The organism is Aquamicrobium sp. LC103 (assembly GCF_001014615.2).
Classification (GTDB): Bacteria; Pseudomonadota; Alphaproteobacteria; order Rhizobiales; family Rhizobiaceae; genus LBCQ02.
Map to the genome: position 1 here is coordinate 168305 of NZ_LBCQ02000012.1, position 20323 is coordinate 188627.

Annotated in this window: 18 protein-coding genes and 1 pseudogene; 10 read left to right on the forward strand and 9 right to left on the reverse strand. The window is 63.2% G+C overall.

From position 1 onward, the window contains the following. The first annotated feature begins 35 nt into the window (after window positions 1-35). Complete coding sequence (locus XW59_RS22600; protein ID WP_246666175.1) at window positions 36-722, forward strand: Crp/Fnr family transcriptional regulator; 687 nt, start codon at window positions 36-38, stop codon at window positions 720-722. Here the strand turns inward: XW59_RS22600 and XW59_RS22605 are convergent. Both XW59_RS22605 and XW59_RS22610 read right to left on the reverse strand, forming a co-directional pair. Further along, window positions 652-4905, reverse strand: coding sequence for a cytochrome P450 (locus XW59_RS22605; protein WP_136068431.1), 4254 nt, complete (start codon window positions 4903-4905; stop codon window positions 652-654). The genes XW59_RS22600 and XW59_RS22605 overlap by 71 nt on opposite strands. A gap of 115 nt (window positions 4906-5020) precedes the next feature. After that, entirely contained in the window at window positions 5021-6781 is a 1761-nt protein-coding gene (locus tag XW59_RS22610; protein ID WP_047147900.1) for an adenylate/guanylate cyclase domain-containing protein, read from the reverse strand. 322 nt (window positions 6782-7103) lie between these two features. Between XW59_RS22610 and XW59_RS22615 the strand changes: the two genes are divergently transcribed. Then, a complete protein-coding gene (locus tag XW59_RS22615) occupies window positions 7104-7811 on the forward strand; it encodes a response regulator transcription factor (RefSeq protein WP_246666182.1) in 708 nt (235 codons plus the stop codon). A gap of 57 nt (window positions 7812-7868) precedes the next feature. On the opposite strand, the pseudogene XW59_RS22620 reads toward XW59_RS22615, so the two are convergent. Beyond that, window positions 7869-8734 (reverse strand): annotated as a pseudogene (locus XW59_RS22620) (SDR family oxidoreductase). 127 nt (window positions 8735-8861) lie between these two features. On the opposite strand from XW59_RS22620, the gene XW59_RS29890 reads away from it, so the two are divergent. Further along, window positions 8862-9047: a hypothetical protein gene (locus XW59_RS29890; RefSeq protein ID WP_047147898.1), complete on the forward strand. Its 186-nt coding sequence runs from the start codon at window positions 8862-8864 to the stop codon at window positions 9045-9047. Here XW59_RS29890 and XW59_RS22630 read toward each other — a convergent pair. From XW59_RS22630 to XW59_RS22645, 4 genes are read right to left on the reverse strand one after another with little or no spacing between them, the layout of a single operon-like run. Continuing rightward, on the reverse strand, window positions 9044-9766 hold the full coding sequence (locus XW59_RS22630; RefSeq protein ID WP_246666183.1) for an alpha/beta fold hydrolase: 723 nt from the start codon (window positions 9764-9766) through the stop codon (window positions 9044-9046). The two genes, XW59_RS29890 and XW59_RS22630, sit on opposite strands and share 4 nt — an antisense overlap. Next, window positions 9738-10889, reverse strand: coding sequence for a DUF3182 family protein (locus XW59_RS22635; RefSeq protein ID WP_047147896.1), 1152 nt, complete (start codon window positions 10887-10889; stop codon window positions 9738-9740). Before XW59_RS22635 ends, XW59_RS22630 begins: the two co-directional genes overlap by 29 nt. A 56-nt stretch (window positions 10890-10945) precedes the next feature. Next, a complete protein-coding gene (locus tag XW59_RS22640) occupies window positions 10946-11302 on the reverse strand; it encodes a hypothetical protein (protein ID WP_136068429.1) in 357 nt (118 codons plus the stop codon). Window positions 11303-11335: 33 nt separating this feature from the next. Next, complete coding sequence (locus XW59_RS22645) at window positions 11336-11563, reverse strand: hypothetical protein (RefSeq protein WP_047147894.1); 228 nt, start codon at window positions 11561-11563, stop codon at window positions 11336-11338. 210 nt (window positions 11564-11773) lie between these two features. Here XW59_RS22645 and XW59_RS22650 point away from each other — a divergent pair, with 210 nt between their 5' ends. Both XW59_RS22650 and XW59_RS22655 read left to right on the forward strand, forming a co-directional pair. Continuing rightward, on the forward strand, window positions 11774-13249 hold the full coding sequence (locus XW59_RS22650; RefSeq protein ID WP_047147893.1) for a protein adenylyltransferase SelO: 1476 nt from the start codon (window positions 11774-11776) through the stop codon (window positions 13247-13249). A 129-nt stretch (window positions 13250-13378) separates the two neighbouring features. Then, window positions 13379-13582 (forward strand): hypothetical protein, encoded by a 204-nt coding sequence (locus tag XW59_RS22655; protein ID WP_047147892.1) that lies wholly within the window; start codon window positions 13379-13381, stop codon window positions 13580-13582. A gap of 14 nt (window positions 13583-13596) precedes the next feature. Here XW59_RS22655 and XW59_RS22660 read toward each other — a convergent pair whose 3' ends face one another. Beyond that, window positions 13597-13842: a DUF982 domain-containing protein gene (locus XW59_RS22660; RefSeq protein WP_047147891.1), complete on the reverse strand. Its 246-nt coding sequence runs from the start codon at window positions 13840-13842 to the stop codon at window positions 13597-13599. Window positions 13843-14006: 164 nt separating this feature from the next. Here XW59_RS22660 and XW59_RS22665 point away from each other — a divergent pair, with 164 nt between their 5' ends. Next, window positions 14007-15287 carry an amidohydrolase family protein gene (locus tag XW59_RS22665; RefSeq protein WP_047147890.1) on the forward strand — a complete coding sequence of 427 codons (1281 nt, stop codon included), beginning with the start codon at window positions 14007-14009 and terminating at the stop codon, window positions 15285-15287. An 89-nt stretch (window positions 15288-15376) separates the two neighbouring features. Continuing rightward, the gene (locus tag XW59_RS22670) at window positions 15377-15829 is read left to right on the forward strand and encodes an RbsD/FucU domain-containing protein (RefSeq protein ID WP_047147889.1); all 453 of its coding nucleotides are present in this window, start codon (window positions 15377-15379) and stop codon (window positions 15827-15829) included. A gap of 15 nt (window positions 15830-15844) precedes the next feature. Here XW59_RS22670 and XW59_RS22675 read toward each other — a convergent pair whose 3' ends face one another. Further along, window positions 15845-16627, reverse strand: coding sequence for an IclR family transcriptional regulator (locus XW59_RS22675; RefSeq protein WP_047147888.1), 783 nt, complete (start codon window positions 16625-16627; stop codon window positions 15845-15847). A gap of 254 nt (window positions 16628-16881) precedes the next feature. On the opposite strand from XW59_RS22675, the gene XW59_RS22680 reads away from it, so the two are divergent. From XW59_RS22680 to XW59_RS22690, 3 genes are read left to right on the forward strand one after another with little or no spacing between them, the layout of a single operon-like run. Further along, window positions 16882-17766: an amidohydrolase family protein gene (locus XW59_RS22680; RefSeq protein ID WP_047147887.1), complete on the forward strand. Its 885-nt coding sequence runs from the start codon at window positions 16882-16884 to the stop codon at window positions 17764-17766. Beyond that, entirely contained in the window at window positions 17763-19292 is a 1530-nt protein-coding gene (locus XW59_RS22685) for a sugar ABC transporter ATP-binding protein (RefSeq protein WP_047147886.1), read from the forward strand. Before XW59_RS22680 ends, XW59_RS22685 begins: the two co-directional genes overlap by 4 nt. Before the next feature lie 22 nt (window positions 19293-19314). Beyond that, window positions 19315-20313, forward strand: coding sequence for an ABC transporter permease (locus XW59_RS22690; protein ID WP_047147885.1), 999 nt, complete (start codon window positions 19315-19317; stop codon window positions 20311-20313). The last annotated feature ends 10 nt before the right edge of the window (window positions 20314-20323 follow it).

Consider the following 20323-nt stretch of genomic DNA (forward strand, 5'->3'; position numbering starts at 1 on the left):
AGTTGATGCTTGCGATGAGGCTAGGAGACGACCGATTGCGGGATATCGACGCGGACACCTCCGCAGAGGTGGACTCGCGGGTCGCGCGGTTGTCGCCGCAGCTTTTCAGCCTGCTGTTCCAGGGCTGCGGCACCGAGCGCTACGCCGAAGGTCAGCATCTCTTCATGCAGGAGGATCTGCCCGACCGTCTCTACGGCGTCGTCAGCGGCACGGTCGAAATCTCCATCTATTCGCCGGGCGGCCGCAAGCTTGTCGCGAATATCGAGCTCGTGCAGAGCCTCGTCGGCGAGATCGGCGCGCTCGACGGTCAGCCGCGCACGGCGACCGCCACCTGCCTTTCCGATTGCGAGGTCGTCTCGATCAGTCGCGGCCAGCTCTTCGACAGGATCGAGAAGAACCCGCCATTGGCCCGTGCCATGATCGAGCTGCTTTGCGCGAGGCTGCGCTGGGTGAGCGCCGAACTGGGCGACCATGCCCTGCTGAAGATCGAGGCACGGCTGGCGAAACGGCTCATCCTCCTTTCCGGTCTCTTGGCCGACAAGGAGGGATGGATTCCGATCTCGCAATCGGATCTGGCGGAATTTCTCGGTGCGACGCGCGAATCCGTCAACAAGACCTTGAACCACTGGCGAAGCCGCTCGCTCATCGCCATCAAGCGCGGCGGCATTCGGGTAAGTGATCGTCAGGCCTTGCAGGACATTGCCGATTTCGAGGACGACTGACCGTCTCGTTGGACAGGCGCGCCACCAGGAAATGCATGGCCGAGCGGCTCGGCAGGAAGAAATAGCCGCCGCCGCGCGTCGTCACGAAGCTGCGGAGTTTCTCCAGCACGACCGTTCCATGCGGGGAGGGGATCGAGAAAGATCCGTTTTCGTTCTGCGTGCCGATGGTGGGGTCCTTCTCCGCCTGCAACCCCTCGAAGGAGGTGGCCGAGACCCAGCTTTGCTGGATGAATTCATATTGACGCTCGATGTCGGCGTTCAGGCACATGAAGAGGAGGCCTTTCTCCTTTCCGTTCTCGTAGGTGCGGCCGACGCGCAATATGCGATGGCGTTTGTTGATCCGGATCTGCTTGTCCGGATCGTCGCCCATCGTGTCGCGCGGATTCGAGCGGCGCACATGCGAGCCGAGCGGGCAGTGCAGGCCTTGCGGGTCTTCCTTGGCGAATGAGAAATCATTGTCTGCCGTACGTTTGGGGCGGCCGTTGGGATTGCGCACCAGCGAGGACCCGTCCTGCCAGCGCCCGACCATCTTCGCTGCGATCCAGCGGGCGTCTATGCTGTCGTTTCCGGATTTTTCGCGCGCGCCACGGACCGCCTGTCTGCAGAATTTGTTGAACGTCTCGACTTCCTGCCGGAGCTGGCGCACGACGACGTAGGAGCCGTTCCTGGCGAAGTCCCTCAAGACAGCATCCCCACCGAAGAGCGGAGCCGCATCGTCTTCAAGGTCGGGCAGGACGCCGCCGCGGTCAAGCGATGCGGGAACGGTCGCCGTCGGCGGAAAAAAGCCGAGCTCGTCCTTGTAGCCGAAAAGAAATTCGCCCGGCGCCACGACATGCATCGGCGCGACCGGCCCGTACGATCGCGGCGTGCCGGCGACGACGGGCTGCGAGATGCCGTCGGCGAAGCCGAAATGCTCATAGGTCTTGTCCCCCTTGCGGTGGATGACCAGCGGCAGGGAGGTGACGACCTCCATGCCGGCCGCCGTCGTCCTTTCCCGGAATTCCGCCACATCCTTTTCGAGGATGGCGGGCGTCGAGGCATAACAGACGACCATGGCGTCGACGGGTTTTTCCCGCGAGCCCCATTCCCATTTCTCGGGCGCGCTGTCGCCTATGTCATCCAGCGCGCGGCTCCTCGCGGGGCTGCCCATCCCCTGCCGGAAGGCCGTCGAGAACGTCTTCAGCGATGCCTCCGCCACGTCGCCGCCAAGTCCGAGCCGCGCAAGCCCTTCCGGGCCGAACAAGGTTATCATTGCCTCCCTGTCGGGCAATCGGTTGGCAAAGGAGGTTTTCGCGGTGACGAGTTCCAGCCATTCCTTCCGCGCCTTTCGGGGTAATCCTTCCGGAATGCGGACCGCGATCATGCGCGCATGCTCCAGCGGACCGAGCGGGCCGAAGAATATCGTCTGGATCTCGTCGCTCTCCAGTGCTCCGGCCGGCGGAGGCAGCGACCCGAACAGGCGCAGCCAGTTGCGGGCCTCGCTCTCCGTCTCGGCCTTGGCCAGGCCGCAGCGTATCAGCGAGTTTATCCTTACGCGCCGCGTGTTGATGCCCGGATAGGCCGAATACCAGAACAGCGTCGGTATCTGCTGGCGCCTGGCCCAGCGCTTGAACCGGTCACCGTCGGTCGCGCCATCGAGAAAAAGCGCCCTCGTCTTCGGAAATCCCAGCGTGTTGCTCCACACGCTGGTGAGGCCGGCATGGGCCTTGTTGATGAAATCCTCCAGATAGCTTTCCCAGCTCCCGCCGAAATTGCTGAAGAACATCAGCTTGTCGGTGCCTGGAAGCTTCACCCAGCGCGCAAAGTGAATGGTGTTGATGTCGGCGAGATAGCCCGGCCGGAAGACCTTCTTTGCCCAGATCGAGATGAACAGGAATGCCAGCCACAGGGTGATCCGCCGCAGCAGGCCGGGCTTCATGATCGAAATAGCGGTCAAGTTGTTCTGCGGAGAGAGGTTTTCGCTCGCGATGATCTCCTCGAGCCGCGCCGGATCGACCGAGACTTCGTCCGACGCGTCCCGCTTTTCCAGATGACGCAGCCATAGAAAGAGCACCAATCCGGCAACGAGAATGAACAACAGCACACCAGCCACCGTGAGCACCAGCGCCGTGCCGATAATCAGAAGGACGCGGAAAAATCCGGTAGGGTTGTCGAAGACCAGGCTGTAGGTGGTCCACCAGCAGAGGCCGAAGACGACCAGGGCGGTCAGAAGGAGTTTGGGTGCCCCCAACGTGGCGGTAAGTGCGTTCCAGGCGCTGTGTCCGGGCCGCTCCAGCAGGCTCTCCGCCGGCTCGAACGCCCAGTCGAACCTGCCGCTCTCCGCGAGGCGGGCGCGAACCGCGGCAAGCGTCTTGCCCGCGTTGATTCCAGCCGGCCTGACGGTTTCGGAAATGATCTTGCGCGACGCGGCTTCAAGTTCGGCCTCGGCGCGGATGCGCGCGATCGAATGACCGGGCGTGCCGGAGAACACGAGGCCGGCGGTGCTGCCGAACAATTGCGAGATCTTGACCGTCCGTTCGCGCATGAAACTTTCGAGAGGTTCTTCGGAGCCAAGGCCGCAGGCCTCTTCGAATATGCCGCGGACGAAAGGGCCGGCGTGGGCTGCGAAGCCTTCCAGGACGGCTGCTTCCGTTCCGTCGCCCGAAAGTTCGAGCACGAGTTGAGCCGGCTCGCCGTCGTGCTCGTCGGCCGGGTCGGCCCTGCCTGCGACCGCCAGGCTTGCGAAATGAATCTTGCCGCTCGCGTCGAGAGCGGCCGTGATTTCCTTGCCAGCCGGATTGCCGAGCGCGCCGACCTTCTCACGCAGGTCGGCGAGGCCGATCTTCGGGTCGATTTCGCACACCACGATGACCATCGCGTGATCTGCGGTCTTCGAGAGAGGTGAAACCTCGAAGTCCACCTTCAGGCTATCGGGATAGGCGCCCAGGGACGCCAGCCGTCCCTGCCGTCCTTTCGCGCGGCGCAGGTTCTTCTTGGAAAAGAGGGCACGAAAGCATTCGGCGATCTGTATCCGCGCAATCGCCCCGCCGATGCATTGATGGATGCCATGCCCGAAGACCATGTAGTCGCGCGCCGGCCGATCGGTGATGAATTCGTTGGGACGCTGCACGGCGCCCGGATCGAACATTGCCGAAAGCGTGGAAGGCACGATCGACGTTCCCGCCTTCACGATGCGCTCACGGTCGGTGCCCTTGGCGATGACCGTATCCTGGTTCGCATAGCGGAACGGGCCTATCCAGATCGGCCGGAAGCGCATCGCTTCCAGGATCGCCCGGTCGAGCCGCTCGTTTTCGCCGGCGGCGATCGCCGCCTCGATCTCCCGCTGCGCTTCCGGACGGGAGAGGACGAAATCGAGACAATTTCCCGATGCCAGCAGGTTCGTCGGCGTGAAGCCGGCGATCATGCCGAGCATGATCGAATGGACGTCGCCGAGCTTGATACCCGGCGCGTTGCGGTCGAGCATTTCCACGAGGCGCCCGAGCGGCGTGTCGCGATCGCCGTCGCCCTCGCGGATGACGTCCATCGAAAGATCGATCGCGTTGACCATGTGCTCGGCCGCCACGACCGCGAGTTCGCGCGCCACCGCACCGCCGAACGGATCGGCGAAGAAAAGGCCGCTCAAGGCGTTGGCCCAATCGGCAAACCGGGCCTCATCCTCCACCACCATGCCGAAATATTCACGGCATATGCGCACCGGAACCACCTTCAGAAGATCGTGCACCGCATCGAAACCGGGTCCGGCCCGCATTATGATCTCGCGGGAATGATGCTCGGCGATTGGCCGCACCCTCTTTTCGACCTCGTCCACCGGAAAGGCGCTGAGAATGGTCGATTTCATCTGCCGGTAGGCGGAGCCATCCCGCATTCCCAGAATGAAGTTGGTTCCGCCGGCGATCTCGGTCATTTCGAGGCCGTAGGGCGTCTCGAAGACATCCTGCCGCTCGAGTATCTCGCGAACGTCCTCGTTGCGCGTGACGAGCAGGACGTTGCCGATCTTCACCATCGGCCGAAAGCGCCTGACGGGGGTCAGCCACCAGCGCGGATCGCGCAGAAAGAGGCCTTTCAGCTTGGTGCCGAGGCCTTTCGAGCGCAGACGCTCGACGTCGAAGGGCGGCAATTCGCTCGCCGGTCGGGAGTGCCCCTGGGCCTCTCGGATACCGTCATAATATTTGGTCGTGATCATCGCTTCAAAGCCCCCGCATCCTCGGTCAAACGGATGCGCCATGAAAGTGATCTACGGCGGTCGGCGACCCGCGTATGTGAAGAGGTTCACAAAACCGCGTCGCACTCGTTTTCTGTCATTTCACGCTCTCGAAATTGCTTATGATGAAGTCGTTCATGGATTTTTTTGCGAACGGGATCCACTCCACCTTGCGGTATGCGAAATCCGGGTGCCGGGTTCGGAAAATCTCCAGTTCCTTGCGCGCCTCCTCCATCCGTCCGCTGCGGGCCAGCGCTCCGATCTTGAGGAAGCGCGGGTAGAAATAGCCGGGTGAAAGCGCGAGCGAGCGGTCGGCCGTGCCGATCGCCGACGCCCAGTCCTCCATGAAGCAATAGGCAGCCGTCAGTTCCCCGAGATTATGGAAGCCGTATGTGTCGAAAGGGCTCAGCCGCACCGCGTCCAGAAACAGTGGGATCGCGTCATTCGCTTCGCCGAGCAGCAGATGCGCGCTGCCCTTGGCGGAACGAGCGAAAGCGAAGCTGGGATTGATGTGCAGCGCTTCCTCGAGATGCTCCAGCGCCGATTTCGGCAGGCCGCGCATGATGTCTGTTATGCCGAGATAGGCGTGGGGCCTGGCGTCCTGGCTGTCCATCAGCAACGACTTGCGAGAATATTCCACCACCTTGTCGAGAAATTCATTATCGCCGAAGCGCAGCCAGGCGCGCCAGAAATTCCACCAGGCAAGCTCGTTGAGCACGGCGCTGGAATTCGGGTCCTCCAGATAGGCCTTCTGAAAATAGTCGAAGGCGATCTGCGTGTCCTCGCGGGTGCGGCGCTGCATGTGCCATCGGCCGCGCCGAACCAGTTGCCAGGTCTCCATGCTCTCCCATGGTATCTGGAAGGTCCGCACCTGCTCCGCCTTGTCGACCTCCTTTTCGAGCATCGAGACGATCTCGCTGCCGATTTCGTCCTGCAGATCGACGATGTCGGCGAAATCGCGATCGAATCTCCTCGACCATGCCAAGCGCCCGGTCGATGCGTCCGCCAGGCTCACGTTGAGCCTGATCTTCCCGCTGCCCCGGGAAAGCTTTCCGCTGACGATATAGCGGGCGCCGAGCGCATTGCCGATGAGCCGCGTCTCGAGTGTGTCGTCGCGGAAGTGGAAGCTCGAACTCCTCGCGATAACCGGCAGCCAGCGAATGTTGGAAAGGCCCTGGATGATGTCTTCCGCGATGCCGTCGGCGACATATTCGATCTCGCGATCGTCGCCCTCGATACGAAAGGGCAGGACTGCGACCGCGGGCGGTCCGCTCGGGCTGGGCCGCGGCCGTGGCGATCTGGCGAGGCTTCCGATCGCCGGCGAGGACGCTCCGCCCCGCGACGCCACGAAGACGCGCACCGGCAGGGCAATGTTTTTCAGCGAAAACTCGCCGAGGTCGGTGAACAGGGCCGCCGACACGCTCTTCACATGGTGCCAGGTCGTCTCCGAGACCGCGAGGCCGTCATGCGGCGCGAATTCCTGGATGCGCGCGGCGATGTTTACATCGTCGCCATAGAGGCTTTCGCCGCGCACGATGACGTTGCCGGTGTTGATGCCGGCGCGAAAGGGCATCCGCATGTGCTCGGACACCGACCCATTGACGTCTGCCAGCCTTTCCTGGAAGTCGAATGCCGCCCGCAGTGCGTCAACCGGCACGCCGAACTCGGCCATGAGGCTGTCGCCGGCTGCGCCGAACATCCTTCCCCCGAAGGAAACGCAACTTTCGACGATGATCGTCCGCCGTTCCTCGAATGCGGAAACGGCCGCTTCGTCATCGAGACCCATGAGCCGCGAGAAACCTACAGCGTCGATGGAGATGATGGTCGCGAGCTGACGGGAATACTGCCGCTCAGCCATGTCTCCTCACCCCTTGCTTTTGGAATCGAAGGTTAGCCTTGACGCTTGCTTGCTGCAATCGCGAAATTCGCGATCTCGACTTTGACGTGTAAAGTTACGATGCAATCCTTAATTGTATCTCGCTTCGAAAAAACTGGCGTTATGCGCGCGCGAGGACAAAATCGCGAATGTAATGATTTTCACAGACGGATGTCATGAACGTCCTGCATCTTGGCGGCGCTCGGCAGCGCGTCTGTTCGGGCAGCGAACAATTAAAGGGAACAGGAAGATGATATCCATTACGTCCAACAGTGGCGCGAGGACGCCGCCGGGCGCCACGATCATGTCGCTTTCAGACGAGTTTCGGCCCGAGAAGAGAAGCCTGCACGAACGTGCGCTGGTGCTGATCGACAATCGCGCGCTGTCGCGCGAATGCCTGTCGCGCAGCCTCGTCTGGCACGGCGTTCAGTGGGAAGTGGTCGCCTGCGGCTCGATTCAGGAATGGCGGGAGACGTCCGCTCTCCACCGCTCGCCGGCCGCCGTTCTCATCCACATCGGCGGCAACAAGGCCACGGATCCCGCAGTTGCGGAGGAGCTGCGTGCCTACGTGTCCGAATTCGGACCGACACCGGTGGTCGTCCTGGCCGATGCCGACGACCTCGCGCAGATATTCGCCGCGCTCGACAGCGGCGTGCGCGGCTACATCCCGGCTTCGGTGGGCGTCGAGATCTGCGTCGAAGCCATCAAGCTCGCGCTGGCGGGCGGCGTATTCGTTCCGGCAAGCAGCGTTCTCGCCATGCAGAAGTCGCTGCCGCAAGCCCAGAGCGGGCCTTCGTTGTCCGACCTGTTCACGCCGCGCCAGGCCGATGTTGCCGACGCTTTGCGCAAGGGCAAGGCCAACAAGATCATCGCCTACGAGCTCAATCTTTGCGAAAGCACGGTGAAGGTCCACATCCGCAACATCATGCGCAAGCTGAAGGCGACGAACCGCACGGAAGTCGCGTACAAGATGAGGGACCTTCTCCCTCTGGATACGGCCGCGGCAGGATGATCCGCCGATCATGCAGGCGCGTAGCTTGCGCGGCTGCTTTCGGGGCAGTTCGCCGGATCACATCGGCCGACCGCCCGTCGCCGGAATGATCGCTCCGGTGACGTAGCTTGCCTCCTCGCAGGCGAGGAAGACGAAGGCACCCGCCATTTCGGCCGGTTGCCCGCACGTCCGAGCGGCGTGTTCTTGCCGAAATTCGCCACCTTCTCCTTCGGCATGGTCGAGGGGATGAGCGGCGTCCAGACCGGCCCCGGCGCCACGGCGTTCACGCGGATTCCGCGTTCGGCGACGAGTTGCGCGAGCCCTTGGGTGAAATTGGCGATCGCGCCCTTGGTCGTGGCATAGGCAAGAAGCTGGGGCGAGGGATCGGCGGCGTTGATCGAGCTCGTGTTGATGATCGAGCTGCCCGGCTTCATCCTCGGGATCGCCGCCTTGCTGAGGTAGAACTGGCTGTAGAGATTGGTGCGGAACGTCACGTCCCATTCTTCGGCGCTGATGTCCTCGATCTGCCTGAACGTCGCCTGATGCGCGGCATTGTTGACGAGAATGTCGAGCCGCCCGAACTCGCTCATCGCTCGCTCGACGAGTTCCTTGCAATGGCCTTCGTCCTTGATGTCGCCTGCCGCGAGAACCGCGCGGCGGCCGGCTCCTTCCACCCAGCGCGCGGTTTCCTGCGCATCCTCGTGTTCGCTGAAATAGGAGACGATCACATCCGCGCCCTCGCGGGCATAGGCGATCGCCACGGCGCGGCCGATACCGGAATCGCCGCCGGTGATGATCGCGGCGCAGCCCTCGAGCTTGCCGCTTCCCTTATAGCTTTCCTCGCCATGGTCGGGACGGGGCGACATTTCCTCGGTGTAGCCGGGCATGTCCTGTTTCTGCGGAGGAAAGGTCGGCGTCGGATATTTGGTCCTGGGATCCTGCATCTGCTCCTGCTCCTCTCGTTTCCTGGATGCAGACCAAACAAGCGCGAGACCATCCTGTTCCGCCTCGACGAGGAAGCTGTGACGGAACCCGGCGCTGCCTGTGCAGTTGAGTGGAAGAGGTGACAGAATGAGCATTCCCGTTCCGCAACCCGATCCGAAACGTCCGCCGCCACCGCCGTTTCCCGGGGAAAAGCCGGTCCGCGAGCCGGACCCGGATCGTCTTCCGGACGAAGCGCCCGTTCCCAACCCGGACGAGAACGACGCTCCTCCGAAGCACGCCGGTTCGGACCGAATTCCTCGCGGCGGCGCCTAGCGCGCTCCGAAGATCATCTCGCGGAGCCAATGAGAGAGCAACTGGTCGTACGCCCGCTGGCTCTCCGCGGTCGAGAGTGCGTGATCGGCGCCGGAGATGACGCGGTAGGTGACCGAGCGGGCATGGACGAAGGAGGAGAGGTAGCTTGCTACCGCCGGATGCGGGACGATCTCGTCATTCTCCGATTCCACGATGAGAACATCGCCTTCGAAGTCCCGGCAATGCTTCAGGGCGACGTTCTGGTCCGCGCGTACGAGCGAGCGGCGGTAGACGGCGAGATCTTCCTTGTCCAGTTGGAATTTCGGCATGCTCCAGTCGACGTCGCGATAGAGTGCGGGAACCCGCAGCGCGAGCCAGCGAACCGGTCGGCGCGACGTGGCTATGGTGGCGAGATAGGCACCGTAGCTGCTGGCGACCACGGCGATGGAGGAGTTGTCCACCTGCGGCTGCCTGGCCAACATGTCATAGGCGGCGCAGATATCGGCGAGATTGTCCTCGCGGGTGACGTGGCGAAGCTCGCTCGTCGACGCGCCGTGACCGCGCAAGTCGAAGGTCAGGCTGACAAATCCCAGTTGCGCGAATGCATTCGCGCGCTTCTTGTCGCGCTCCTGGCTTCCCGCCCATCCGTGGACGAACAATACACCCGGCACGCCGGTGTCCGGCTCGATCAGCTGCCCGGAAATAAGATCGTCATTGAGAGGAATGCTCAGCTTCTTCACACGCAATTCTTGCCTCCACTCGGGCGAACTTGAGCAGCGGCCCTTCCATTTCGTCCTCCCCATCGAAGCCCACCAAAGCATCTTCCGGCGGCATATCCTTTCCGCCGTAGATCTCTACAGTCCTTGCCCTGACGGCGGCCAGTGTCGGGTCGTTCGCCAATGCTTCCAGGGCCAGGATTTCCGCGGCGGTGGCGCCGCCTACTCTCCAGGACTGTTCCAGGACCCCGATGCGCATGGTTCCATTCGGGTCAATGCCGCAGGCGACATCATAGTTGCGTCGCGACGCAATCATTTCCGGCAGATACCGGTCGGCGAGACCATCGAAATGCATCGCGCAGGCGATCGCGTCGCGCAGCATCGGCGATTGCACATGCGCCAGCAGGTCGTCATATCCGCCGGGAACGACAAAAAGCTCGGTTCCGCCATAGGCCTGCTTGCCCTGATTGTTGGTCGTTCTGAACTGCGTGCCCCAATAGCTGGCGCTTTGCCGGGGCAGCCTTATCTGGCCGACGCCGTAGGTGGTCACCTCGCGCAGATTGGTTTCCACGACGAGCGGATCGTCGAGGCTTATGTCGGTATCGAGGGAATCGATAGCGGGCTCGATTTCCGCGGGCGAGGACACGACCGTCTGGCCGTGGCCGCCTCTGGCGTTGACCCGCTTCAGCCGTACCGGGCCGCTGCCGAGGAGCGTATGCGCCGCCGCCGAAGCGTCTTGTCTGCAAAAGGCGGTAAATCCCGGCAGCACCAGATTGATTGCCAGCGCCGGCAGCGCCTGCCGCCAGGAAGCCGGCGCGGTGGAAAATTTTGGTATGAGCGGATGCATGATCGCCTTGCCGGCCATGAAGGCTTCCGGCAGCCAGGCACCGAGCAGATCATGTTCGGATTTGATGTTCAGCCGCTTGGCGCTTTCGGCGCCGCTGAGCGTGTGTTGCGGTACGACATAGCAATTTCGACCGAGCTTGCGTGCTCCGCAATCGCCAGCGAACCGAAGCTCCAGCAGACCCGCAAGACGTTCGGCGACCGCTGCATGCGAGATCGCCTCATGACGGCTGTCCCCGGAGATACAGCCATGGGTATGGAGAATGGTCTTACCGGACCCGCGGGCATCGCCTTGACGGCCCATTGCCGATCACCCAACCTGGTTTGCGACGAATGGCCGGATCCGCGACGGATTTGCGCTCAGAAAAGCCACCAGGCTCCGCAGCCGGGGCGGGTTTTCGCCGCTATTACCTCGCCTTTCCTGCCTTCCTCCTTCCGTTCTTCCTCCAGCGCCGCCGCCAGCATCCGCCGCGCCTTTTCCAGAACCTTCTTGCGATTGGGATTTCTTTGCCCATCCGCGGGTAGCGACAAGGTCACCTTGACCCGTTTCGATCCCGGATCGACTTCCACCCGCGGAGAGCGGGAACTGGAAGAGGGTGAATTCTGCTCACTCGCCATCATTTTTATGTTCTCCCTTCTGGCTTCAGCCGCGAGTGTGTCTCGAATGGACGAAGCCTGAAAGAAAAAACTTTGCGTGAACGGCTTTTGTTCCGTCACTTTTAAATCGAATCAGAGATCCTGGCAGGATCGTCACCGAAAGTCGGTTCCGGGGCGGCTTTCCTCGCCGCTTTCCGCCATGACCGCCTCGATCAGGCGACGGGCCTTGGCGACGATTTCCTCGTGCGACGGCTCGCTTTCCGCAGGCTCGAACGTGCAGTCTACGGTCACGCTTTGCGCGTTCCCGCCGATGAACTCCACCGTATAGTGCAACAGTGGCGAATCCGTATGGCGGATGATGCAGGTTTCGAAAGCGGACATGGCATCCTCGACAATCCGTTGCCCCCGCCTGACAACAACTCGGGCGATGCTCCGGTTCCGGGCCCCGCCTCGACAATCGGAACAGGATCGCCTTGAGCACGTTCGCCGAAGATCATATCTGATTAAGGACGACGTGCCGGGCATCGTTGAGATGTTCTCGCATGCGATCGTCGAAACGGTTCAACGGCTGGCCCGTTGAGGAGCGAAGATTTGTCCGGCCCCGTCTTTTCGAACAGCTACGCGGCTCTTCCAGAGCGTTTCTACGTCCGCACGTCGCCCACGCCGGTGCGGGAGCCTCGGCTGATCCATGTGAACGAAGATCTTGCCCGCGAGCTGGGGCTCGATCTGCAATGGATCTCCGGCAGGGAAGGCGCCGAGCTTTTCGCCGGCAACAAGGTTCCGGAGAGCGCGCAGCCGATCGCATTGGCCTATGCCGGGCACCAGTTCGGGCAATTCGTGCCGCAGCTCGGTGATGGCCGTGCCGTTCTGCTCGGAGAGCTTTTCGACAGCAGCGGCCGGCGACGCGACGTGCAACTGAAGGGCTCCGGTCCCACATATTTCTCGCGCGGCGGCGACGGCCGGGCCGCGATCGGCCCGGTGCTGCGGGAGTATATCGTCAGCGAGGCGATGGCGGCGCTCGGGATCCCGACCACGCGGACCCTGGCCGCGGCGACGACCGGCGAGCCGGTCTACCGTGAGACGCGCCTTCCCGGCGCGGTGGTGACCCGTGTCGCGGCAAGCCACATCCGCATCGGCACTTTCCAGTTCTTCGCCGCGCGCGGCGACACCGAAGCGGTGAGAGCACTCGCCGATCATGCGATAGCACGCCACTACCCGCATCTTTCCGACGACGGTCGGCCCTATCTCGGCCTGTTCTCCGCGGTGGTCTCGGCCCAAGCCGATCTGGTGGCGAAATGGATGCTGGTCGGCTTCATTCATGGCGTCATGAACACCGACAATATGACGATTTCCGGCGAGACGATCGATTATGGACCATGCGCCTTCATGGATGTGTTCGACCCGGGCACGGTGTTCAGCTCGATCGACCATTTCGGCCGCTACGCCTATGCCAATCAGCCCTATATCGCGCAGTGGAACCTCGCGCGCCTGGCCGAGACGCTGCTGCCGCTGATCGCGGACGACAAGAATGCGGCCATCGCCGATGCGGAAGCCGTGCTCGATCAATTTCCCACGCGCTTCGAGAATGCGTTTCGCACCGGTATGAGGAGAAAGCTCGGACTGGAGGCGGACCGGCAAGGCGACATCGCGCTGGCACGCAATCTTCTGGACGTGATGGCGCGCAACAAGGCGGATTTCACGCTGACTTTTCGCGCTCTCGGCAATGATCTGGAAGCAGCGGCAGGCGAGGGGATGACGCGGTCGCTCTTCGCCGTTCCCGAAGAATTCGACGCCTGGGCCAGGGAATGGCGTGCACGCCTTGCAGGAGAACCGATGGAGCCGGCAGCGCGCAAGGCGGCGATGCAGGCCGTCAATCCGAAATACATCCCGCGCAACCATCGTGTGGAAGCCGTCGTCGAGGCGGCAGCGGAGCATTCCGATTTCGCGCCCTTCGAAGAGCTTCTTTCCGTGGTCACGAAACCGTTCGAGGAACAGCCCGGAATGGAGCGCTACGCCGAGGCGCCGGCACCGGATGAGCGGGTCCTGCAGACGTTCTGCGGCACCTGAACCGACGCCCGGCGATAGGCTTTCACTCCATAAGCCGCCTGCGGCGGCTCGACCTCGCGGAAGTTGAAATGGACGTGAGGTGATCGTTTTGCTTGTACAAGAAGGCTCAGCATCTGGTATGATGGCCGCATGAAGAAGAACCTTGCAATCGCCGCAGACGATCTTCCCATGCCGGCCGAACTATCTCTTCTCCTGAAGCAGATAGAGGAAGAACCGGGACCGGCTCGACTTCTCGATCTTGCGATGAAATTGCAGGCGGCGCTGTTGAGCCGGCATGCGGCCGCGAAGGAGAGCGGCGGAGACAATCTCGGCTATTCCGACACGGCGAACTGACCACGAAGCACTCGTCAATCTGCCAGGACTGCCGCCTCGCGCGCCGCTTCCACGAAGGAAAGCCGTGCGACATCGGCGCTTTTCGCGCCGGCAATGACTTCGAGGCAAGCGCGGTTCGCAGCCTTGAACTTGTCCGTTCCCTGTCTTGGCCAGTGATGTTGCAGGACGTCGTGCGCCTGCTTTGCGTTCATGACGTAATAGATATCGCCGATGATGCCGATCGCGATCGGCACCGGCTTATCGAACCAACCCTGGTCCATGGTCAGGCTCCCACCGAATTCGACGGATATCAACGCGTATTCCGAGGGGAGGTTGCATTGGGGGTCGCTATCTCGCCGCCTTGCAATTCCGTCCCTATCTTCCGGCGGCACCGTGCCCTATCAGGTTCCGATACACTGATGATCTCACATCGGAGAAGCGAGAGATGAGTTTCGATCTGATCGTGAAGGGCGGTATCCTGCCCGACGGAAACATCGCGGATATCGGCATCAGGGGCAACAGGATCGCAGCGATCGAGCCGAAGCTCCCGGCAGAGGCCGGCGAGGTCGTCGATGCCACCGGCAATCTCGTCTCGCAACCTTTCGTCGACCCGCATTTCCACATGGACGCGACGCTTTCCTACGGCATTCCGCGCATCAATGCCTCCGGCACTCTCCTGGAAGGCATCGCGCTGTGGGGAGAGTTGAAGCCGATGCTCACCCATCAGGCGGCGAAGGAGAGGGCGCTCGCCTATTGCGACTGGGCTGTATCGATGGGCCTGCTTGCGATCCGCACCCATGTCGATACCTGCGACGACCGGCTGCTCGCGGTCGAAGCGTTGCTGGAGGTGAAGAAGGAGGTTGCGCCCTATATCGACCTGCAGCTCGTCGCCTTCCCGCAGGACGGCTTCTACCGCTCGCCGAACGCGCGCGAAAACACCATACGGGCGCTCGACATGGGTGTGGAGGTCGTTGGTGGCATTCCGCATTTCGAGCGTACCATGACCGACGGTACCCGCTCCGTGACGGAACTGTGCGAGATCGCGTCGGCGCGCGGCCTGATGGTCGACATGCATTGCGACGAAACCGACGATCCGAACTCGCGCCATATCGAACAGCTCGCCTACGAGACACAGCGCCTCGGCCTGCAGGGCCGCGTCAACGCTTCGCACCTCACTTCCATGCATTCGATGGACAATTACTACGTCTCGAAGCTGTTGCCGCTGATCGCCGAGGCCGGCGTCTCGGCCTGTCCCAATCCGCTGATCAACATAGTCATTCAGGGCCGCCACGACACCTATCCCAAGCGGCGCGGCATGACGCGCGTGCCGGAGATGCTGAAGGCCGGCATCAAGGTCGGCTTCGGACAGGATTGCGTGCTCGACCCATGGTACCCGCTCGGCACCGCCGACATGCTCGACGTCGCCTTCATGGGTCTGCATGTGGCGCAGATGACGAGTCCGGCCGACATGCGCCAGTGCTTCGACATGGTGACGAAAACCAATGCCGAGATCATGGGGCTAAACGACCACGGGCTCGAGGTCGGCAAGACCGCGAGCCTCGTCGTGCTCGACGCCGGCGATCCGGTCGAGGCGTTGCGCCTGCGCGCCGAGAGGCTCTGCGTCGTCGCCAAAGGCAAGGTCGTGGCCAGCCGCCAGAAGCAGGAGACCCGGCTGTCGCTTGCCGGTCGGCCGAACAGCGTCAACCGGCGCCACGGCGGCGCCTGACGAGCGGTGATACCGCTCGGGATTGAACTGCCGCGCGACGGCTTATATGCAGATGGCTTCGGGCAATCCCGTATCGGAGGAGGAACGGCATGCTCCTGGGTCTTGATCCGCTTCTGAGCGCGGATGCGCTCTACGTGCTGCGCTCCATGGGCCATGGCGACGATCTCATCATCGCCGACGCGAATTTTCCGGCGGAGTCGGTCTCGCGCGATACCGTCTTTGGTCGCCCGCTGCGCTTCGATTGCGACACCACCCGCGCCGTGCGGGCGGTGCTTTCGGTGATGCCGGTCGATACGTTCGTGACCGACGCGGTGGCGCGGATGGAAGTGGTCGGCGCCCCCGACGAGATCACGGAGGTGCAACGCGAGGTGATCGACCTTCTCGACGGCCGCGACGTGGCCATGGTCGGTATCGAACGTTTCGCCTTCTATGAACGGGCGAAAAAGGCCTACGCGGTTCTGCAGACGCAGGAACGGCGCTTCTATGGCTGCTTCGCCATCCGCAAGGGCGTCATCGGGCCGGAAATGGCACTTCCCGGTTAAATGACCGGCTGCCGTTCAGTTGAGCGACAGCGTTTGCGTGACGTCCTCGAGCAAGGCTAGAACCTCCTCGACATCCGGCTGGGGATGGCCGTCGAGCCGTTGGATATACGGGCAGGTCAGGACGGCGATCGCATATCCGTCGGGCGTGAGGATGGGCGCGCTGATGTCTTCGACGCCCCTGATCTGACGGCTTTCGCCGATCCGGTGTCCGGCCTTGCGGCAGGTCTCGAACGTGTCGGCGAAGGCGGCGAGCTTGGCGGAACGGGCCGGATCGTTCCAGCGGGCCGCGGTTTCCCTGGTGATGTGGGGATCCTGAAAGGCGAGCAGCGTCAGGCCGGAACCGGTGTTCAGGAGATCGATCTCAGTTCCGACCCGAATGCCGAACTCCCAGTTGCCCGGACAGGTCGCCTGGGCGACCACGATCGCCTGCTCGCGGTCTGGCACCACGAGATGGCATGACTGCCGCGCCCCGCGGGCAAAGGCGTCCATGAGCGGCAGGGCGCGCGTGACCAGCCGGCGCACCGGCGGATGGCGATGGGCGAGCACGAAGAGCTTCATGGTCAACGCGTAGCGGTCACCCTCGGGCGAGCGGCTGACATAGTCGCGCGCGACCAGCCGTTCCAGCATGCGGTAGATCTCGCTGGGGCCGCGCCCCATCGCCTTGACGATCTCGCCGCGTGTCAGGCCGCGCGGCTGCTCCGAAAGCAGCTCCAATATGTCGAGCCCCTTGTCGAGCGCCGGCGCGCGATAGCGCTCGTCCGCCTGTTCGGCCCTGGCCGGAGCGGCCGTCTTCTGCATGGCATGACCTCCCTCACGGAACAACGAAGCCGCGACCGAAGTTGAATTTACATATGAACGATTTGTTTGTATATAGAACATGCTGCTGCAGATTGCTGGGAGGACAATCGGCTCATGCGACTGGACGAGAAGCATCGCTTCAAGCCGAAACACCTCGCCGCGTCATCCGACGCGTCGCCGGGTGACGCTTCCTCCCATTCGACCGGATATTCCCGTTCCTGCCGAACCGCTGCGGCCGACGGCGCGGCAAGCTGATGGAACGCAGCCGGACCATCGATGCGCATTGCCATTATTGGAGCCTGGCGCGCGACGACTATGGCTGGCTGACGGCCGGCGATCCTGCGCTCGCTGCGATCCGTCGCGACTTTGGACCGGACGACCTTCCGCGCGAGGCGAAGGAGATGCGCGCCCGTGTGCTGGTGCAGGCTGCGCCCACGGTGGCGGAAACGCGCTATCTGCTGGAGATCGCCGGTCGCGAGAAGGATGTGGCCGGCGTCGTAGGCTGGGTCGACCTGGCTTCCCCAGAAAGCGTCGAAACGCTTGAGGGATTCGCGGCCGATCCGCTTTTCAAGGGCGTTCGGCCTATGCTGCAGGACCTGCCGGATGCGGACTGGATACTCACGCGCCCGCATACCGCCTCTCTCGGAGCGTTGACCCGCCTCGGCCTGCGTTTCGACGCGCTGGTGACGCCGGTCCAGCTCGACGGTCTCCGCCGCTTCGTCGAAGCCAATCCCGATCTTCCCGTCATCGTCGACCATGCCGCCAAGCCGCCTTTCGCGGTATCCCCCGACGACCCGCGGCATGCCGTCTGGCGCCGTTGCATGGCGCGGCTTTCCGAGGCTCCACAGGTCTTCTGCAAGCTTTCAGGCCTGCTGACGGAGCTGCCGGAAGAGCGTCGGGGTACGCCGAGGACCGCGGCGGAGGCGCTGCGGCCGACTTTCGAGAGCCTTCTCGGTTGGTTCGGACCCGAGCGGCTGGCCTGGGGTTCGGATTGGCCGGTGCTGACGCTCGCGGCGGACTACGATTTCTGGCTGGAGACGACCGATCTGCTGCTCGCGAGCCTCGACGAGGTCGGTCGCGACGCGATCCTCGCCGGCGTTGCGGCGCGTTTCTACGGCATAGAGGAGAAGCGTCGATGACCGCTCCTCTCGTTTCCATGACCGGCATCGACAAGACTTTCCCCGGCGTGCGTGCGCTGAAGAATGCCCATTTCGAGCTACGGGCAGGCGAGGTGCATGCGCTGATGGGCGAGAACGGCGCCGGCAAATCCACCTTGATGAAGATCCTGGCCGGCATCTACGCGCGTGATGCCGGCTCCGTTCTGATCGACGGCGAGCCCGCAGACATCGGCACGCCGCGCGCCGCCCAATCGCTCGGGATCGGCATCATCCATCAGGAACTGAGCCTGATGCCCGATCTGAGCGCGGCACAGAACATCCTGATCGGGCGCGAGCCGCGCCGCGCCGGCGGCTTGCTTTTGGACGAGGCCGCGCTCAATGCACGGGCCTCGGAAATCCTCCGGAGCATGCATCTCGCGCTCGACCCCCGCACCGAGGTGCGGGGGCTCACCATCGCCAGACAGCAGATGGTCGAGATCGCCAAGGCGCTGTCCTACCGGTCGCGCGTTCTCGTCATGGACGAACCGACGGCCGCGCTGAACGACGCGGAGATCAACGAACTCTTCGCCATCATTCGGCAATTGCGCGGCGAGGGCGTCGGCATCGTCTACATCTCGCACAAGATGGACGAATTGAAGCGCATCGCCGACCGCGTCACCGTCATGCGGGACGGGGAGACCGTCGGAACCCTGCCGGCCGCCGACACGCCGGTCGAGACGATCATATCGATGATGGTCGGCCGCAAGCTTTCCGAGGAAACCGCGGCCATACCCGACCTCGATGAAACCGACGTGGTTCTGGAAGTCAGGGGACTGAGACGCGGCAGGGAAATCCGCGACGTCGGCTTCTCGGTGCGGCGCGGCGAGATATTGGGCTTTGCCGGCCTGATGGGAGCAGGCCGAACCGAGGTCGCTCGCGCCATTTTCGGAGCCGATCCGATCGATGCGGGCGAGATTTTCGTGCGTGGGCGAAAGGTGACGATCCGGCAGCCGCGGGATGCCGTGCGGGCGGGGATCGGCTATCTCTCGGAGGACCGGAAGAACTTCGGCCTCGCCACCGGCATGGACGTGCGCAACAACATCGCGCTCGCGAGCCTCTCGCGCTTCACCGGCGCCGGAGGTGTCCTGAAGGAGGCCGCGATGCACGAAGCAGCGGTCGCCTACATCGACAGGCTTGCGATCAAGACGCCGTCCGACAGGCAGGAGGCGCGGCTGCTTTCGGGCGGCAACCAGCAGAAGGTGGTGATCGCCAAATGGCTGCTGCGCGATTGCGATATCCTGATCTTCGACGAGCCGACGCGGGGCATCGACGTGGGCGCGAAGAGCGAAATCTACAAGCTGCTCAACGCGCTCGCCGCGCAGGGGCGCGCCGTCATCATGATTTCCTCGGAACTGCCGGAGATCCTGCGGCTCAGCCATCGCATCGCGGTCATGTGCGAGGGCAGGCTGACCGGCTTCCTGCCAGGCGGCGCTTCCCAGGAGGAAATCATGCGGCTGGCGACACGACGCAATACGGTGGAACGCGAGGTGGATCCGGCATCGCGATGAAAATCGAGCACGGGAGGACGAGTTGACGACAGCCGTTTCACAGCCGGGCGCTGCCTCCGGCCCACGTCTTTCGGGCGCGCATCATCGGCTCCTTGCCTTTGCGAGCCTGATCGTCCTCGTCGTCGGCTTCAGCCTCGCGTCGCCGAACTTCATGCAGACGAGCAACGTCATCGCCATCCTTCAGGCGACCTCGGTCAATGGAGTGCTGGCGATCGCGGCGACGCTGGTCATCATTACCGGCGGCATCGACCTGTCCGTCGGTACGCTCATGACCTTCTGCGCCGTCATCGCCGGCGTCGTGCTGACCTATTGGGGCTTGCCGCTGCCCTTCGGCATAGCCGCCGCAATACTGGCCGGTGCCGCGGCCGGGCTTTGCTCCGGCACCTTCGTCGCCAAGCTCAAGGTGCCGCCCTTCATCGCCACGCTCGGCATGATGCTCATCCTGAAGGGGCTTTCGCTGGTCATCTCCGGCACGCGGCCGATCTATTTCAACGAGACGCCGGGTTTCACGCAGATCGCCCAGGGCTCGATCGTCGGCAGGATCATTCCGGCCGTGCCGCTGCCGAACGGCGTGCTGATCCTCTTTCTGGTCGCGATAGTGGTCAGTTTCATCCTGTCGAAGACCGCGCTCGGGCGCTACACATTCGCGCTCGGCTCGAACGAAGAGGCGGTGCGTCTGTCCGGCGTCAACACGGAACGCTGGAAGATCGCGGTCTACGCTCTCGCCGGCTCGATCTGCGGGGTTGCGGGGCTCCTGATCGCATCGCGGCTGAACTCTGCGCAGCCGGCGCTCGGCCAGGGCTACGAGCTCGACGCGATCGCCGCGGTGGTCATCGGCGGCACGTCGCTGTCCGGCGGCAGGGGCACCATTCTCGGAACGCTGATCGGCGCGCTGATCATGAGCGTGCTGGCAAACGGCCTGCGCATCCTTTCGGTCGCGCAGGAATGGCAGACCGTCGTCACCGGATCGATCATCATTCTCGCCGTCTATGTCGACATGCTGCGCCGGCGGAAGCTTTAGGGAGGATTCC